This window comes from Microcystis sp. 49638_E5 (assembly GCF_021300285.1).
Taxonomy (GTDB): Bacteria; Cyanobacteriota; Cyanobacteriia; order Cyanobacteriales; family Microcystaceae; genus Microcystis; species Microcystis aeruginosa_C.
Window position 1 is genome coordinate 17,318 of record NZ_JAJTDH010000041.1, and the last position, 15,598, is coordinate 32,915.

Genomic DNA, 15,598 nt, shown 5'->3' on the forward strand with positions numbered 1-15,598 from the left:
GGAACTTGACATATACTTATATATATAGTGGGAATCCGTGCCTGCCTGCAAACCCTTCATTTTTGGGCAAATAACCCTAAAAAACACTCTCAAAAAAATCTTGAGCGGGATTAATCTGCTGGTATGGGTGGCTAACCCCAGAGAATTACTCCTGAATAACAGCTATGAAGATTTTGACGATTTTACAGGGATTAATCGACGAAAATCCCTTAACTGAGGCGGATCTAGAAGATTTACTAGCGATCGAATCCTTAAGTTTTAGGGAGACTAACCCTCTCATCCTACAGGAAAGGGCGGAACTATTAACGATTCTCTGGCCGCGAGTCTGGCAAAAATGTCAGGAGTTAGGGATAAATCAGCCAAATCAGATTTTGATCAGCTGTTGGCGCTTGTGGATTCCTTGGGCGCTAGAGCTACGCAACCACGCAAAACCGTTGATTCAAGGCATTTTGGCTCCCCAAGGCACGGGAAAGACCACCTTAACATCCATAATGTCGATTATTTTAGCCTATTTTGATTTAAAAGTAAATAATCTCTCTTTAGATGATATTTATAAGACCTATAATGAGCGAATAAAATTGCGTCAAAAGGATGAAAGATTGCGCTGGCGTGGTCCACCGGGTACTCATGATATAGCATTAGGAATTAAAGTTTTAGAACAGGTTTGTCAGCAAGAAAGTCCGATTTTAATCCCGCGTTTTGACAAGTCCCTGCATCGAGGACAAGGAGATAGAATTGCAGCGGAACAAGTGGAGGGAGTCGATATTCTTTTTTTCGAGGGTTGGTTTGTGGGCATGAATCCAGTAGAAGAAACAGTCTTTGATCATGCCCCCGATCCGATTAATAGCGAGGAAGACCGACAATTCGCCAGGGATAATAATCAAAGATTGCGAGAATATCTACCCCTCTGGTCAAAAATCGATCGCTTACTGATTCTTTATCCCCTTGACTACCGTTACAGTTTACAATGGCGACAGGCGGCCGAAACAAAAGGAGGTATGACCCCATCAGAAATCGAGGAATTTGTCAAGTATTTTTGGAAAAGTTTACATCCGCAATTATTTCTCCCACCCCTGCTCAAACAAGCGGATATAGTGGTAGAAATTAATCGCGATCATAGTCTGGGAAAAATCAGTTATCAGTGAGTAGTAATCAGTAATCAGTGAAAAGAAAGCTCCGAACTTGTCACTTAACACTATTGACTGAAAACTCACATCTGGTAACTGATAACTGATAACTGATAACTGATAAAGCTTATGATTGAAGTCGAACATCTGAGTAAAATTTATGGTTCTACCACGGCAATAAGTGACGTAGATTTTACCGTAGAAAAAGGAGAAATTCTCGGTTTTTTGGGACCCAATGGAGCGGGAAAAACCACGACCATGAGGATTTTATCCGGTTATATTCCTGCCACCACAGGAACAGCAAGGATAGCAGGATATGATGTGCATCAACAATCCTTAGAAGTGCGTCGTCGCATTGGTTATCTTCCCGAAAATCCCCCCTTGTATCCGGAGATGACCGTGGAAAGTTTTCTCGATTTTGTCGCACGGATTAAAGGCATCTCATCGGGGGATAGAAAAGCGCGGGTAGATTTAGTTTTAAGCAAATGTCAGTTACTAGAAAAAAGAAAAGTTATTATCCGCAAGTTATCCAAGGGTTATAAACAGCGTGTGGGAATTGCCCAAGCGATCGTACACGATCCACCGGTAATTATTTTAGATGAACCGACAGTAGGATTGGATCCGAAACAGATTATCGAGGTGAGAAATCTGATTAAAAGTTTAGCGGGAGAACATACAATTATTCTCTCCACTCATATTTTGCCAGAAGTGAGTATTACCTGCGATCGAGCGACAATTATTAATCGGGGTCGCATCGTGGCCAATAATATTACTACCGCTACCCCTGCCGGTTCCAGTTATGAAATTGAGATCGAGGGTGATAGGGATTCCCTGCTAGAAATCCTTCAACAACTGCCGCAAGTCGAGCAAGCAGCAAAAGTCGGCGATAACCTGCTTAAAATTGTTGGTCAAGTGGGAACAAACCTAGGGGCAGAACTTGCTAGAATAGTTGTCAACAATGGTTATAACCTATTAGAAATGCGTCGCACCCGCAAAACCCTAGAAGATATCTTTCTGGAAGTAATCGGCAGCGGGGAAAGTAACCAGCAAGAGGAGAGGCATGATCAATAATATCTGGGCGATTTTTCGCAAGGAATTTCAAAGCTATTTTACCGCCGCCAATGCCTATATCATTATGGGCATATTTTGGTTAGTAGCGGGATTTTTCTTTAACTCCCTTCTCTACGGCATTATTCTCGATGTTAGTATCCAAGAACAATCGGGATTTCTGGTAGCCAGAGATACGGTATCTGAATTTATGACCACTTTCATCGGCATTATTTTATCCTCTTTATTGTTGGTAATTTTGCCAGCCCTGTCTATGGGATTATACGCAGAGGAAAAAAAACAGGGAACCCTAGAACTTTTAGCCACTTCCCCCCTGACCAATTGGAGTATAGCCATCGGTAAATTATTGGGAGTGCTGGCCTTTTTTACCGTGATGATTACCCCCCTCTGGATTTATGAAATAGTGGTTTTTAGTAGCGCAGTTCCCCCGGTGAATATAGCCAGTATTTTACTAGCTCATCTAGGATTAATTTTACTGGCAGCGGCCATCCTAGCCATCGGAATGTTTATTTCTTCCCTCACCAATAGTTCTATCCTGGCTTACATCATCACCTTTATCACCATCTTATTTATCTGGATACTGGATGTCATTGCTAACAATGCCGAAACCTTCTTTCGAGATCGCATCGGAGGAGAAGTGGGAGAACAGATCGGATTTTTCCTGAAAGAATTACTCTCCCATCTATCTTGGTATCAACCCTTTAACAATTTCGTGCGGGGAATTTTTGACAGTAGTAGTTTAGTCATCCTCCTCAGTTATATTCTGCTGGGAATCTTCCTAACTACTCAATCGATCGAAGCGGACCGTTATCAAAGAAACTAACTATGATATCCTGGCAAAAATACGGTAAATTTCTCTATATACCCGCCCTCTTTCTGGCTAGTGCTGGTCTAACCGTGGGGTTAATCTCCGGTCAATGGTCATCCCTCTCTCTGGGGTTATTAATTGCCGGGGCTATTCTGTTTCTAGGGTGGCTGTTGTTATTAGTAATCACTGCCAAAGAATTTTGGCAAAAAAGAAGTACCCGCACCGGCGCTCAAACCCTCATTACTACTATTATTGTCCTCAGCGTTATCGGTTTAATTAACTTTCTCGCCATCCGTTATCCCTATAGAGTTGATTTAACCGAAAACCAAATCTTTAGTTTATCCCCCCAAACCGAAAGACTATTAACCAATCTGTCAAAACCCGTCAAAGTCTGGATTTTTTCAACCCGGGGAATCAGTGGCAACGAAGAGGAACTTTTAGCCAATTATCAACGCAAAAACCCCCAATTTCAGTACGAAATAGTTAACCCGGAGAAAAAACCCAATATCGCTCAGGAATTTAAAAAACTAGCCAATGATAATCTAGCCAGAGTCTATCTACAGTATGGTGAAAAAAAACAACCCCTGAAAACTATTAGTGAAGAGGAAAGTCTCACCGAAGCGAAATTGAGTAACGCCATCGAAACCGCTAAAACCGATCGCACTCTAACCGCTTACTTTCTGCAAGGTCATGGAGAAAATGCCATCAAAGAACCTCAAGGGGGTTTAGGACAAGCAGTCAATAGTTTAGAAGCAAAAGGTTATCAAGTAGAACCACTTAATCTAGTGGAACGTTCCACCATTCCCAATAATGCCGATGTCATTATTATTGCCAGTCCCAAAAGAAAAATATTTCCCCAAGAAGTCACCGCTTTAAAAAACTATCTTGAGCAAGGGGGCAAAATTTTATTAATGATTGACCCTCAAACCGAAACCGGATTAGAACCCTTATTAACCCCTTGGGGTGTGAAACTAGATAATCGGATTATTATTGATGCTTCTGGTGCCGGGGAAATCATTGGTTTAGGTCCGGCTAGTCCCATTATTACCAATTACGGTAATCATCCCATTACCCGGGATTTTGCTAACGGTATTTCTATCTTTCCCTTTGCTCGTCCCATCGCCACCGTTCCCATCGAAGGAATTGAAGCCGTATCTTTAATGATTACTAATGATAAAATGTGGGCTGAGAGTGATTTAAATGATCAGAATCTCCAGTTTAACCCTGAAAAAGATTTAGCTGGCCCCTTTGATCTAGGAGTTGCTCTGACGGGAAAAAAAGGTAAATTAATCGTGATTGGTAATGCCAGCTTTGCCAGCGATGGACTATTTGAACAACAGTTAAACGGAGATATATTTTTAAATTCTGTGCAGTGGTTAGCCAGTGGTGAAACAGCCACCTTATCTATCCGGGCTAAGGAACCAGAAAATAGAAGAATTAATTTAAATCCCCTGCAAGCTAACGCTATTTTTTGGATAGCGATGGTAGTGATGCCTTTAGGGGGATTTACCCTAGCTGGATTGACTTGGTGGCAACGTCGTTAATCGAGTTAGAATCTTGAAAAATCATCTCTCTTATTCCTCTAACTGCCATGACCACAACCCAAACTATCCCCCAATTTTTGACTTTTGATGACTATATTAATCAATATCCCGATGATGGACAACAATACGAATTAATCGCAGGAAAATTATCGGCCATGATGCGACCGATCGGAAAACACGAAGAAATTGGCGGTTTTATAAGCATGGAGTTAGGATTGGAGATTAGAAGACGGCAATTGCCCTATTTTATCCCCAATACTGCCGCAGTAAAACCCCTTCGCCCCCATACAGGTTATCTACCCGATATTATTATCTTAGACAGAGAAAATCTAGTTAACGATCCCTATTGGGAAACCGCTTCCTCAATTTCTCTGGCAACATCAGCTAAATTAATTATTGAAATTGTCAGTTCCAATTGGCGAGATGATTATCTGAAAAAATTCGACGACTACGAACAATTAGGAATTGCCGAATATTGGATTATCGATTATTTAGCCAAAGGTTCGTCCCGATATATCGGCAGCCCCAAAGAACCCACCATTTCTATCTATCAATTAATCGATGGAGAATATCAAGGTAATTTATTTAAACAGGATCAACGTCTTATTTCAGGGGTTTTTCCAGAGTTAAACCTCACGGCTAATCAAATTTTTCGTGCTAGAGCTTAAAGAAAAACCCGTATTTTTAGATTAGACTTATGGTAAAAATCAAAAACTTACCTGAGAGTAAGGAGTCAGGAGCTTATAATAGAAAACAACTCAAGATCGGAGAAATCAATTAATGTTTGCCACAATAGAAGATAAACAAGCTCTTTCCCTCGAAGTATTTCTTGCCCTTCCAGAAACTAAGCCTGCTAGGGAATATTATCATGGAATTGTCACTCAAAAACCTATGCCCAAAGGAAAACACAGCATCTTACAATTTGAGTTAGCCTCTGCCATTAATCAACAGACTAAATCTCAAAAATTAGCTTATGCTCTACCTGAATTGCGTTGTACTTTTGCAGAACGTTCAATTGTGCCAGATATTGCGGTGATTCGTTGGGAGAATTTGCCAAGAGATCTAGATGGAGAAATGGCCGATCAATTTTTACGTTATCCCGATTGGATTATTGAAATTATGTCTCCTGAACAATCTGTTACCTTAGTGATGGAAAAGATTATTTTCTGTTTACAACAAGGAACAGAATTAGGTTGGTTGATTGATCCTTCAGCAAAGTCAGTCACCGTTTTTCAAACAGGATTACCGAAAGTACATATTGCAACTGAAGGAAATAATGAGCCTTTAGCAGTGATTAAAGGATTAGAACGTTGGTCAATATCAGCAGTGGATATTTTTGCTTGGCTAAAGGTTTAATTTGTTCTGTCAGCATCGTTTGGTTTATCAGGTTATTCCAGAAGAGTAAAGTTGTCAAAGTTATACGGATGTGGACTCATTATCAATAACTCCTCTTATTTATGGCTCTTCGGGAATTGTTATGCAAATATTAAGGTTCTTCGGTTTGTGCTATGCAATGAACGGGGGTTATAAGGGATGAAACCCTTATAGAGAAAGACATTTAGCGATTTTTGTCAATTGTTTTCGCTCTAGAAGTAACTAATCAATGGAACTCTTACCAGATACGGATTTAATCGATTTATGCCACCCTATCGAACCAGACTAAGTAACGAAGAACCTCTATTAATTACTATTTTCTTCAGGAGGAGAAGGTGATAAAACCGGAGGAGCGATCGGTTCAATTTTATCCTCATTAACCGGGGGATTAATCACCTCTGGAACAGGAGAAGGAGAAGGAGAAGGAGAAGGAGAAGGAGAAGGAAGGGGAGAAACTTGAGGACTCGGCTCCGTTTCAGGAAGGGGAACAGGAATAGGAATTACTTCTTCTGGGGTGGGACTAGGAGTTAATTCTGGAGTCGCTTCTGGACTAGGAATCACCTCTGGGGTGGGAGTAGGGGATGGAGTGGGAGTCGGGGAATAAATGGGAGTCCGTTGACGAGAAGGTCGTCGGATAGGGGGAAAATCTTGGGAGGGAGGAGGAATGATTTCAGGAATAGGAGAAGGTTCGGGGGTTGGTGATGGTTTAATTTGCTCATTTTTGGGAAAAAGAGCCATAAATCCCCGATATCCTAGGGCAAAAGCCCCAATTGTCACCGCAAAAATCAGCAAAATCCACAGCCAAGTATTCTTTTTTTCCCCAGAATTGGGTTGAATAACCACAGTGGGGGAGACGGTTGGTTTTGGGGGTGTAGAGGACTTTAATCGGGGACTATGGGGAGAAACCGCGATAGTCGGTTGGGTGGACAAATCGGGGGACATTTCTGCCAAAGCTGCTAACATTTCCCTGGCAGTAGCAAACCGATCCCGGGGATGAAAACGGATCGCTCGATCGATTACCATAGCTAAATTAGGATTAACATTTTCTGCCTCCTGTCGCCAGAGAATTTCCCCCGTGCGCGAGTCAGTTTCTAGATATTGGGGAGTTTTTCCCGTTAATAAAAAAATCGCCGTTAAGCCTAGGCTGTAAAGGTCACTAGAAAAGACCGGTCTCCCGGCAGCCTGTTCCGAAGCCATATAACCGGGGGTGCCAAGGGCGATCGAATAGGCACTTTTTCCCGTAGGATCGAGTAAGGTGGCCACTGCTTCTTTCATTACCCCAAAATCGATCAAAATGGGCAAATTATCACTATTTCTTAAGATAATATTATCGGGTTTCACATCCCGGTGAATAATGCGGCGACTGTGAATAAAATCAATAACAGGCAGTAAATTCTCTAAAATCGTCCGCACTGCTGAGGAAGATAAATTTCCCTGTCGTTGCTGTTTTTGGGTTAGTGTCTCCCCTTCAATCCACTCCTGCACCAGATAGAAATGATTATCTTGGGCAAAATAACCGTATAAACGGGGTATTTGGCGATTTTGCTCTCCCAATTCCTCTAAAACGCTTGCTTCTTTCTGAAAACGTTCTTTTAACCATTCTGGCATCTCCTCACTTTGAATAGCCGGCTGCAATTTTTTAATCACACAGCGCCGTTGAGAAGGCATATTCGTATCGATAGCGATATAAGTTTCCCCAAATCCCCCCCTAGCAAGGGTGCTAACAATTTGGTAGCGATTGTTTAAAAGCACTAGATTCATTACCCTGAGAGTGCAAGCGTGGTCATAAATTGTTCCTAGACTAACATTCTTTCGTTAAGGAAAAAGTCAAGGCAAAAACTAGAGTCAAGTCTAAGGAATCCAGCGACGGATTTTCGTCCACAAAGGTGCATTATCTTGACTGCTCATCTCCTGAAAACTTTGATAACAATCGTAGGCGCGATTAAGATGGGCGGTGATTTCTGTCGCATTGGGATGGGAATTGCGATCGGGATGCCAATAACACAAGAGAGTTTTATAATTATTCTCAATCCGGTTAGTGGTGCTAAAAGGAGTAATCCCCAAAACTCGCCACCAAACGGGATTAGCCGACTCTATAATCATCACGGCCAAGGAACGGGGCGAAGGATAGAGAATTTGGGCGATTAATGACCAATCTGACCCATAACACCGCCGATAAACCGCTTTAACCCGCTCTTTTCCCAACTGTTCACAAGCTTGTAAATGCCATTGACGAAAATCCCCCCGCATCTGCTGATGAGTTCGCAAATCTCGCTGGGCAAATCTGCCCTCAGCTAGTTTATTAGTGCCAATAGTGTTAAAGTTACTATTAGCGATCGCTTTTATATCCCAGTAAAGATGATAAAAAGGATCTTGACCCAGGGCCAGACTTTCCAGAATTTCCTTAGCGTAACCTCTAGCCGGATTTAACCGCAATAATTCCCGTAATTCCCGACAAAACTGCTCATTTTCGGGCATACCGCGCCATTGCCAATAGTTAACATCCGGTTTTGCCAGAGACTGCCTATATACACTGCGCCACACCTGCGGAACAGTACAGGTGATCGGGGTAGCCAAGGGAGTAGCCAGGGGATAAAATTGACCCTTTAAAGAGCTTTCAGGAGCATCTTCTAGTAAACAAGCAAGATGATAGGCGGGATGACTACGGGGCTTTTTTTGGGGGCTAATAAACCAAAAAGCCGTTAAAATGACAATTAAGTACAGGAGTAGAGAAAGAATTTGCTCCGCCATGGCAACTTTTAGTTAGTCTGCTCAGTTACCCGAAGAATTATAATTCGTGCTATGATCGCTGAAAAGTTCTTTGTATCTCGGCTGATTGTCACAAATCTACAAAATTGGGTGATATGCCGAAAGTTTCCATATATTCTTACTCTGGTTATTCGGAAAGTTTCTGTATAATTAATATAATCAGTAGTCGGTCTTTAGCATGATCCCATCTGCACTCTCAAATATCACATTCGACGAGCAAGACGCAAACCTCTTTCTTGTCGATGACGCTCGCCTTCGTGCTGATGCTCTAAAACATTCGGTTTTACCGCGTCTGCGCTTGGTAATGAACTCTGCAATTGCTCGGATACGTGAGATATACGGGGTAGAAGTGCTGGACGACTCTATCGTTAGCGTTTTTCCGAATTTTCGGGAAAAGAGATACAACGATAACGAATTGACGCATAAATATGAATCTGTTTTCGTTGGTCTTGGCGGACAAAGGAAGGCGAAGTGGCCGGGTTTCTCGCGCAAAAATGGAAAACCCGTGCAAATCTTGCCATTTCGTTTTGCTTTCATGCTCACAGATGAGGGGGTATTTACTTTTCTGGAAAACGGTTGGCTCAAAGGACTTGATAAAAAGTCATTTGATTCGATTTTGCAGTTTCATATTGATAACGAAAATATAATTAATAGGCTGTGTTTCGGGTCTGAGATTCGACCTGATTTTTATTTTGGTGATGATTTACCTTTCTTCGCAGCATTTCAAGATCATTATCGACATAGAATATCTAACGAACTAATTGATAACCATTTTTTCGGGCATCTATATCGCTTCCCTGTTTCACCAGTTGACCTATTTCAATTAGTCGATAATTTTGCAGTTTTCTTCCCCGTTTATGACTCTTATATTCAAATAGCAAAGGGACTCCCGCATCGGCTGGAAAATTTAGTTTCAAGATTGAACTATTGGTGGTTTGAAAGACAATTAGAGAATCCGAATGAAGGGGGTGAAGAGAAGCACTCCGCCACAGGTGAATCGATCGCATTGGCATCGCTTTTCGCCGAGCAAAAGATTCGCGTAATGCCCGCAATCCGTTGGCAAGTATTTCAGCGTGATCAGTGGAAATGTGTTTCTTGTGGTCGCAATTCACATAACGGCGCAATTCTTCATGTTGATCACATCATTCCTCGCTCACGCGGTGGTCTTGACAACCTGGATAACTATCAAACGCTTTGTGACGTTTGCAACATCGGCAAAAGCAATAGAGATACCACAGACCTCCGCAATAAAGGCTAACACTGCGATGCACTCGACTCCGTTTCGCTCCGCTGGTGAGTATGATCGCCACTATGGTAGATATGGTAAAGTGCGTTCCCTAATGCAAGTCCTACCGCTGCAGCGATCGATTTTGGGGAACACACCATGGTCATTGATTCAAGCAAATGATTATCAGCTAAAAACGTCTAGGCACAGCGACGGACGGGAGTGCGATCGGATATAGACAAATATGGGGGCATTTTACCTTACTTTTTGGAGCCGTGATCTGTGGGCAATATGACATGATTAATAGAAGAAACAGCGAGTAAAGAGCATGACCACCTATCAAGATGTTCGCCGGCAAGTTGAGAATCTCACCCCAGACGAGCAACTTCGCTTATTAAAAGAGTTAGCTGTAATGGTACGTCGCCCTATGCTTGTTAAGCCCAAGCATAGCATTATGGAACTAGAAGGACTAGGAAAAGAAATCTGGAATGGACTTGATGCTCAAGAGTACGTTAATCAGGAACGTGCCTCATCGGAAATTTTGGGTCTGAAACCCCGCCGTTCTAGGTTGGCTTTACGTTAGAATTAAAAGGCCAGTCTCGAAAACCAAGTGGACGGCGCAGCACCGTTCGGCTGAGCTCACGGCCGAAGCCTTGAAAACTCGGCTTAGGGGGTTCCGACCAGAAAAGCTTGGCCGGGTAAAAAGTCGCGCGCAACAAGTACAAGAAGCTATAGGCGGTCAACGTACCGTGGGACACACGGAATATGTCAAGGAATGGCTGATGCAACTACAAGGTCAAGTTGTGGGTTTGGATACCGCGCCACTCATTTACCTGATCGAGCAAAATCAGGTATATTTAGGGCTTGTTCGTGCCTTTTTTGGGGCGCTAAGTCGAGGCGAGTTTCAAGTTGTTACCTCTACGTTGACGCTGACGGAAGTTTTGGTGCATCCATTACGCTCAGGTAATGTAGAACTTGCTGGCCAGTATCGTGATATTCTTCTTGATCAAGAAAACTTAATTACTGTACCTATTTCCCTTGAGATTGCCGAAGTTGCCGCCCAGTTAAGAGCAAGACAAAACTTGCGAACTCCAGACGCAATCCAGATCGCCACTGCTATGGGAGAAGGTGCTATGTTTTTCTTGACCAATGATGCCCGTTTAGCTGCTGTCCCAGATTTAAAAGTTTTGGTTTTGGATGCTCTGTAACAGTACACCAATCTGGTAGCGTGCGTTCCTTAAACATTGATTTAAGCAAATGATAATAAGCTAAAAACATCTATGCACAGCGACGGACGGGAGTGCAAGTGCCGTCGAATAATTGTAAATTTTTGTTACGAAGTGCAGTCAGATTGAACAATTGGTGCTAAAACCTTGGGGGAAAGCTGATGTTATTTCGGCTGATTGTCAGTAATCCACAAAACGGGGTGATATGCCGAAAGTTTCCCCATATCCTTACTCTGGTTATTCGGAAAGTTTCTGTATAATCAATGGTTAGCTGGCCTCGTAATATCACGATGTATCTGATTAGGAGCGATGTTATGGGACTTAGTGAAAATTTTTTACAGCCAGCATTGTCAGATGATTTTTACTGGCTCAACGAGCCGACGCATTATCGTTTGGGTAATGGCTTGGAAATTTCTACAGATGAAAAAACTGATTTTTGGCAAAACACGCACTATGGTTTTCAAAGAGATGATGGGCATTGCTTATTGATGCGACAAGTTGGGGATTTTTCCCTAATGACCCAAGTAGAATTTCAGCCTCGGGAAAAATATGATCAATGTGGCCTAATGGTGCGGATTGACAGTCAGAATTGGATAAAAGTTTCCACGGAATATGAAAGCGAACAAGCTAGTCGGCTTGGTTCTGTGGTGACCAATTTGGGATATTCTGATTGGGCAACGCAAGACATTTCTTCACGATACCGCGAAATGTGGTATCGCATCAGTAAACGGGGGAGCGATTTTCTGCTAGAGAATTCTTATGATGGGCAGGCTTGGCTGCAAATGCGGATCACACACTTACACAAGATAGCCGACGATTGCCAAATCGGAGTGTATGCCTGCAGCCCGATAGGCAAAGCGTTTCGCTGTTGTTTCAAAACCTTGGAAATCTCAGACAATCAGTGGCTGGCAATACCGGAAGCCAGCTAACAACCGTATGCACCCGACTGGCACTTATGCGCCTTAACGCCTGGCTTGTTGTGGTTAACGGCTTGTCTGTCTTATGCTAGAGTTTCATAATTACCCGAAGCTAATGAGGCCAAAAATAATGGACAAAAATAAGCCAGAAGAAGTTCAAGAAGCAATGATTTCACTGGGACTGGGTACAGCGATTGGAGCTAGTGCATCGGCAGTAGTTGGCGGTATGGGACTGGCTGTAGGAGGAACTGCTCTAGGAGTCGGTATGGCTCCAGTAGCAGCGGCAGGAGCAGTGGTTGGCACGGCAGTTTACGGAACCAAAAAAGCAATAGAAGAGCAAGACGCAACGGCAATTGGAGCAGCGGCAATTGGTGCGGGTGCTGGAGCCGGTATATCAGCATTAGTTGGAGGTATGGGATTAGCAGTAGGGGGGACGGCAGTTGCAGTGACGATGGCTCCCGTAGCGGCAGTAGGAGCAGTAATTGGTTTAGCTGGATATGGGATTTCTAAATTATTCACTGAGTAAGCAATGGCTAAACGGAAAAGACAGTCCCCCAATGCTGCTCAAAAATTAGTAAGAGGAGCAATTCGGGACTTTATTAATCAGGTTAATGGCATAGTTATTGAGCCGGAGATAAATACTCCTGTAAAGGGTACAGAGGCTTGGTATCGGGACAAACTGGCTGGGGAATTAGGAGGAAAAACCGAGGTTTACATTGATAAGGTAGGTAGAATAGATGTCTTAACTAATACTGAAATAATTGAAGTTAAAAATACAAAAGGCTGGAAATCAGCGATCGGGCAAATCAAGAGTTATGGACAGTATTATCCCAAGCATAAAATGAGAGTTCACCTATTTGGGAAATTGACTGAGAGTAAACTGGAAACTATCCAGAGAGTATGTAACCTAGAAGGTATAACTCTAACTTGGGAATAGTATGATCGCCGCTCTGGTAGGGTGCGTTCCCTGATGCGGGTCCTACCGCTGCAGCGATCGATTTTAAGGAAACCCAACATCCTCACCTATTACCATGAAAGGGTATAATAAGTTTACTTAAGGTCATCAAAGAGGTAACAAAACCTTAATGGAAAGTCGCATCCAGATTCATCCAGATATTTGTAATGGAAGACCTGTTATAGCTGGAACCCGAATTCCGGTGCAAACAGTTATGGAATTTTTGGGAGCAGGGGATTCTATTGAAGAAGTCCTTGAAGAATATCCTTCTCTGAATCGAGAAGATATTTATGCCTGTATGCAATTTGCAGCAAGATTGATGGCGAATCACTATGAAGTCAGAAAAATTGCATGAATGGTTTTTTCTTTGATGAAAATTTACCAGCTAAAATCCTGTTTACTCCATCTTTACCGATCATTTTTAGGTAGAATTCCAAGGGATACGGAAATTTGGCAATATGCAAAGGATAAAAAACTGGTTATTGTTACGAAAGATACAGACTTTTCTGATAGACTAATGCTAGACTTTTCCCCACCAAAAGTAGTACATCTCCGTGTTGGCAATATACGAAAACGAGAATTTCATCAGTTTTTAGCTCGTATTTGGCCAGAAGTTGAAGCTTTGGTTATTGAACATAAATTAGTTAATGTCTATTTAGATAGAATTGAAGCATTTAGATAATTTTTCCTAACATTCATTGCGATATCGCTAAGGTGGGTAATGCCTGCCTTACTCTAGGGAAAGTCCAGTAATAATATCTTCTGGGGGAATCCCAGCTTGAATTAAATTGGTTGTTAATCCTTCTTCAAGATTATCATCTTCAATAACAATTTTATTTTTCAATAAACGAGCGTGAAATAAAATTGTATTAATCCATGCTTCTTTTTCCCAACCAGTCATAATTATTAAAAAGTTGCCTGATTCTGGATCACAAACTGGGGTAATTTTAAGGGTTTGTAATCGAGGTTGCATCGCCGACTCTTTTCTGATAACTTGAGTCAGAATATCGGCATAATTTACTGTGTTATCCATTCGCAAATTATCTCCTTTTGAGGATTATAAATAATTAAATTGATTCTATTACGTTTAATAACCAGTTGGAAAATAGCTTTTTTGAAGTGTTTTAAATAAACCGCTTGACTAATGCCCAAAAAAAGTTTTCTTTCAGGTTCTTGTGAATCTAAAGCCCATTGGTATAATTGAAGTTGTCCTATTGTTTTTTCTAATTCACTGATAACTGAAGGCGTATCAAAGTCTTTGATTTCTACGGCAATTTTACGTTCTTCTTTTTCCGCAGCAAAAAACTTTTCTGCTCCTAAATAAGCTTTAAGCAAGGTTTTTTCTAAGGTTAGAATTAAAGGATCATCAGTGATTTTCCAACTCTCTTTTTCTAAAGTATGACGTAATGATAAATGTAGATCGTCTCGTCTGGACATCCTTATAAACCCTGCTTAAGAGGTTCGATTTCTATTCTACTACAGTTCGCCCTAATTCGGATTTATTATGACCGAAAAAGCGGTAAGGTGGGCAATGCTCACCCTACTATTTCTATTTTCGCTTGGTCAGGCTAGAGACTAACCCTAATCCTCCTAATCCTAACAAGGCAACAACGGAACTCAGTGCAGATCTGGTAGGGTGTGTTCCCTCATGCAAGTCCTACCGCTGCAGCGATAGATTTGAATGATTATAAGCTAAAAACATCTAGGCACAGCGACGGACGGGAGTGCGATCGGTTATGATCGAGTTGTAAATTTTTGTTACGAAGTGCAGTCAGATTGAACAATTGGTGCCACAATCTTCGGGGAAAAGCTGATGTTATTTCGGCTGATTGTCAGCAATCTAGCTAAAGGAATTCGAAAGACTGCGATGACCTACTATAAAGACCTGACTCCCTACGAATATTTTGCCAGGCATGAACCGCCTGTACTAAGAGGTGAGCGTATGCTAACCACTCTCAATGTTGGTTGGCTCAGCGGCAACAAATCCTATTCAAAGGGGGAAACTTCTCAAGAGTTCAAGGATACACTGTTCCAACTCTGTCTGGACGAATACATCGTTAATATTGCTCGTGGGTTTCATGTATGCGAATTGTGCCGTGACATTTCCTATGAACAATGGTGCGTACCACGATATGGGGAAAAGACTCATTGGCTCAACATCGGAACTGGCGAGCTCCGTGTGATTGGCCAATCTGCCATCTACGCTGCGCCTACACTCATCTATCATTACGTTGTGGAACACCAGTATAAGCCACCAGACGAATTCATCGAAGCCGTTGTTACGGGTCCTTCGCCAGAGTCAGAAGAATACCAAGCTCTCCGAAGAAAATTTCATTGATTCAAGTAAATGATATAGCGTTTCCTGTTCGCAAGAGGTACATTATTGATGTTGAAAAGCTTAATCAGCAAAGGTTTAATTGTGCCACATAGATGTGAGAACCGCTATAATAATCTAAAAACGTCTAGGCACAGCGACGGACGGGAGTGCGATCGGTTATGATCGAGTTGTAAATTTTTGTTACGAAGTGCAGTCAGATTGAACAATTGGTGCTGCAACCTTGCGGAAAAATTAGAATCTCAGCAGC

General features: G+C 42.1%; 20 protein-coding genes. 16 read left to right on the forward strand and 4 right to left on the reverse strand.

Annotation, left to right across the window (positions count from 1 at the left end):
* The first annotated feature begins 164 nt into the window (after positions 1–164).
* The 6 genes from LW728_RS13160 (at position 165) to LW728_RS13185 (ending at position 5,903) form a co-directional block, all read left to right on the forward strand.
* Positions 165–1,145, forward strand: coding sequence for an ABC transporter ATP-binding protein (locus tag LW728_RS13160; protein WP_287766923.1), 981 nt, complete (start codon positions 165–167; stop codon positions 1,143–1,145).
* Between the two features lie 111 nt (positions 1,146–1,256).
* Positions 1,257–2,198, forward strand: coding sequence for an ABC transporter ATP-binding protein (locus LW728_RS13165; RefSeq protein ID WP_287668935.1), 942 nt, complete (start codon positions 1,257–1,259; stop codon positions 2,196–2,198).
* Complete coding sequence (locus LW728_RS13170) at positions 2,188–3,018, forward strand: ABC transporter permease (RefSeq protein WP_004163762.1); 831 nt, start codon at positions 2,188–2,190, stop codon at positions 3,016–3,018. The genes LW728_RS13165 and LW728_RS13170 overlap by 11 nt, the downstream gene beginning before the upstream one ends.
* Positions 3,019–3,020: 2 nt before the next feature.
* On the forward strand, positions 3,021–4,547 hold the full coding sequence (locus LW728_RS13175; RefSeq protein WP_287668938.1) for a GldG family protein: 1,527 nt from the start codon (positions 3,021–3,023) through the stop codon (positions 4,545–4,547).
* A gap of 47 nt (positions 4,548–4,594) precedes the next feature.
* Positions 4,595–5,215 carry a Uma2 family endonuclease gene (locus LW728_RS13180; protein WP_004163760.1) on the forward strand — a complete coding sequence of 207 codons (621 nt, stop codon included), beginning with the start codon at positions 4,595–4,597 and terminating at the stop codon, positions 5,213–5,215.
* Between the two features lie 112 nt (positions 5,216–5,327).
* Positions 5,328–5,903: a Uma2 family endonuclease gene (locus LW728_RS13185; RefSeq protein WP_004163759.1), complete on the forward strand. Its 576-nt coding sequence runs from the start codon at positions 5,328–5,330 to the stop codon at positions 5,901–5,903.
* Between the two features lie 324 nt (positions 5,904–6,227).
* On the opposite strand, the gene LW728_RS13190 is transcribed toward LW728_RS13185, so the two are convergent.
* Together LW728_RS13190 and LW728_RS13195 are read right to left on the reverse strand one after the other, a co-directional pair.
* Positions 6,228–7,682 carry a serine/threonine-protein kinase gene (locus tag LW728_RS13190; RefSeq protein ID WP_287766925.1) on the reverse strand — a complete coding sequence of 485 codons (1,455 nt, stop codon included), beginning with the start codon at positions 7,680–7,682 and terminating at the stop codon, positions 6,228–6,230.
* A 90-nt stretch (positions 7,683–7,772) separates the two neighbouring features.
* A complete protein-coding gene (locus LW728_RS13195; protein WP_287766927.1) occupies positions 7,773–8,672 on the reverse strand; it encodes a J domain-containing protein in 900 nt (299 codons plus the stop codon).
* Positions 8,673–8,868: 196 nt separating this feature from the next.
* Here LW728_RS13195 and LW728_RS13200 point away from each other — a divergent pair, with 196 nt between their 5' ends.
* The 9 genes from LW728_RS13200 (at position 8,869) to LW728_RS13240 (ending at position 13,695) form a co-directional block, all read left to right on the forward strand.
* The gene (locus LW728_RS13200; protein ID WP_287766929.1) at positions 8,869–9,948 is read left to right on the forward strand and encodes an HNH endonuclease; all 1,080 of its coding nucleotides are present in this window, start codon (positions 8,869–8,871) and stop codon (positions 9,946–9,948) included.
* 7 nt (positions 9,949–9,955) lie between these two features.
* Positions 9,956–10,153, forward strand: a complete 198-nt coding sequence (locus LW728_RS13205; RefSeq protein ID WP_157404812.1) for a hypothetical protein — start codon at positions 9,956–9,958, stop codon at positions 10,151–10,153.
* 90 nt (positions 10,154–10,243) lie between these two features.
* The gene (locus tag LW728_RS13210; RefSeq protein ID WP_287731255.1) at positions 10,244–10,498 is read left to right on the forward strand and encodes a hypothetical protein; all 255 of its coding nucleotides are present in this window, start codon (positions 10,244–10,246) and stop codon (positions 10,496–10,498) included.
* Between the two features lie 70 nt (positions 10,499–10,568).
* Positions 10,569–11,123 carry a type II toxin-antitoxin system VapC family toxin gene (locus tag LW728_RS13215; RefSeq protein ID WP_287766932.1) on the forward strand — a complete coding sequence of 185 codons (555 nt, stop codon included), beginning with the start codon at positions 10,569–10,571 and terminating at the stop codon, positions 11,121–11,123.
* Positions 11,124–11,455: 332 nt separating this feature from the next.
* A complete protein-coding gene (locus LW728_RS13220; RefSeq protein ID WP_287766933.1) occupies positions 11,456–12,070 on the forward strand; it encodes a DUF1349 domain-containing protein in 615 nt (204 codons plus the stop codon).
* Positions 12,071–12,185: 115 nt separating this feature from the next.
* Entirely contained in the window at positions 12,186–12,584 is a 399-nt protein-coding gene (locus LW728_RS13225; RefSeq protein ID WP_353845705.1) for a hypothetical protein, read from the forward strand.
* 3 nt (positions 12,585–12,587) lie between these two features.
* The gene (locus tag LW728_RS13230) at positions 12,588–12,995 is read left to right on the forward strand and encodes a hypothetical protein (protein WP_002801583.1); all 408 of its coding nucleotides are present in this window, start codon (positions 12,588–12,590) and stop codon (positions 12,993–12,995) included.
* Positions 12,996–13,143: 148 nt separating this feature from the next.
* The gene (locus LW728_RS13235; protein WP_002765154.1) at positions 13,144–13,368 is read left to right on the forward strand and encodes a DUF433 domain-containing protein; all 225 of its coding nucleotides are present in this window, start codon (positions 13,144–13,146) and stop codon (positions 13,366–13,368) included.
* Entirely contained in the window at positions 13,369–13,695 is a 327-nt protein-coding gene (locus LW728_RS13240; protein WP_253882562.1) for a DUF5615 family PIN-like protein, read from the forward strand.
* 48 nt (positions 13,696–13,743) lie between these two features.
* On the opposite strand, the gene LW728_RS13245 is transcribed toward LW728_RS13240, so the two are convergent.
* Together LW728_RS13245 and LW728_RS13250 are read right to left on the reverse strand one after the other, a co-directional pair.
* Positions 13,744–14,046: an element excision factor XisI family protein gene (locus LW728_RS13245; protein ID WP_002784929.1), complete on the reverse strand. Its 303-nt coding sequence runs from the start codon at positions 14,044–14,046 to the stop codon at positions 13,744–13,746.
* On the reverse strand, positions 14,031–14,450 hold the full coding sequence (locus tag LW728_RS13250; protein WP_287766936.1) for a XisH family protein: 420 nt from the start codon (positions 14,448–14,450) through the stop codon (positions 14,031–14,033). Before LW728_RS13250 ends, LW728_RS13245 begins: the two co-directional genes overlap by 16 nt.
* A gap of 430 nt (positions 14,451–14,880) precedes the next feature.
* Here LW728_RS13250 and LW728_RS13255 point away from each other — a divergent pair, with 430 nt between their 5' ends.
* Positions 14,881–15,351 carry a DUF7919 family protein gene (locus LW728_RS13255; RefSeq protein WP_223211113.1) on the forward strand — a complete coding sequence of 157 codons (471 nt, stop codon included), beginning with the start codon at positions 14,881–14,883 and terminating at the stop codon, positions 15,349–15,351.
* The last annotated feature ends 247 nt before the right edge of the window (positions 15,352–15,598 follow it).

What these genes read in the sequence shown, in the direction of transcription:
- LW728_RS13160 (WP_287766923.1), top strand. Translation starts at nt 165, where the DNA reads ATGAAGATTTTGACGATTTTACAGGGATTAATCGACGAAAATCCCTTA.
- LW728_RS13210 (WP_287731255.1), top strand. Translation starts at nt 10,244, where the DNA reads ATGACCACCTATCAAGATGTTCGCCGGCAAGTTGAGAATCTCACCCCA.
- LW728_RS13245 (WP_002784929.1), bottom strand. Translation starts at nt 14,046, where the DNA reads ATGGATAACACAGTAAATTATGCCGATATTCTGACTCAAGTTATCAGA.
- LW728_RS13240 (WP_253882562.1), top strand. Translation starts at nt 13,369, where the DNA reads ATGGTTTTTTCTTTGATGAAAATTTACCAGCTAAAATCCTGTTTACTC.
- LW728_RS13200 (WP_287766929.1), top strand. Translation starts at nt 8,869, where the DNA reads ATGATCCCATCTGCACTCTCAAATATCACATTCGACGAGCAAGACGCA.
- LW728_RS13180 (WP_004163760.1), top strand. Translation starts at nt 4,595, where the DNA reads ATGACCACAACCCAAACTATCCCCCAATTTTTGACTTTTGATGACTAT.
- LW728_RS13230 (WP_002801583.1), top strand. Translation starts at nt 12,588, where the DNA reads ATGGCTAAACGGAAAAGACAGTCCCCCAATGCTGCTCAAAAATTAGTA.
- LW728_RS13235 (WP_002765154.1), top strand. Translation starts at nt 13,144, where the DNA reads ATGGAAAGTCGCATCCAGATTCATCCAGATATTTGTAATGGAAGACCT.
- LW728_RS13175 (WP_287668938.1), top strand. Translation starts at nt 3,021, where the DNA reads ATGATATCCTGGCAAAAATACGGTAAATTTCTCTATATACCCGCCCTC.
- LW728_RS13255 (WP_223211113.1), top strand. Translation starts at nt 14,881, where the DNA reads ATGACCTACTATAAAGACCTGACTCCCTACGAATATTTTGCCAGGCAT.
- LW728_RS13190 (WP_287766925.1), bottom strand. Translation starts at nt 7,682, where the DNA reads ATGAATCTAGTGCTTTTAAACAATCGCTACCAAATTGTTAGCACCCTT.
- LW728_RS13195 (WP_287766927.1), bottom strand. Translation starts at nt 8,672, where the DNA reads ATGGCGGAGCAAATTCTTTCTCTACTCCTGTACTTAATTGTCATTTTA.
- LW728_RS13205 (WP_157404812.1), top strand. Translation starts at nt 9,956, where the DNA reads ATGCACTCGACTCCGTTTCGCTCCGCTGGTGAGTATGATCGCCACTAT.
- LW728_RS13250 (WP_287766936.1), bottom strand. Translation starts at nt 14,450, where the DNA reads ATGTCCAGACGAGACGATCTACATTTATCATTACGTCATACTTTAGAA.
- LW728_RS13165 (WP_287668935.1), top strand. Translation starts at nt 1,257, where the DNA reads ATGATTGAAGTCGAACATCTGAGTAAAATTTATGGTTCTACCACGGCA.
- LW728_RS13185 (WP_004163759.1), top strand. Translation starts at nt 5,328, where the DNA reads ATGTTTGCCACAATAGAAGATAAACAAGCTCTTTCCCTCGAAGTATTT.
- LW728_RS13220 (WP_287766933.1), top strand. Translation starts at nt 11,456, where the DNA reads ATGGGACTTAGTGAAAATTTTTTACAGCCAGCATTGTCAGATGATTTT.
- LW728_RS13170 (WP_004163762.1), top strand. Translation starts at nt 2,188, where the DNA reads ATGATCAATAATATCTGGGCGATTTTTCGCAAGGAATTTCAAAGCTAT.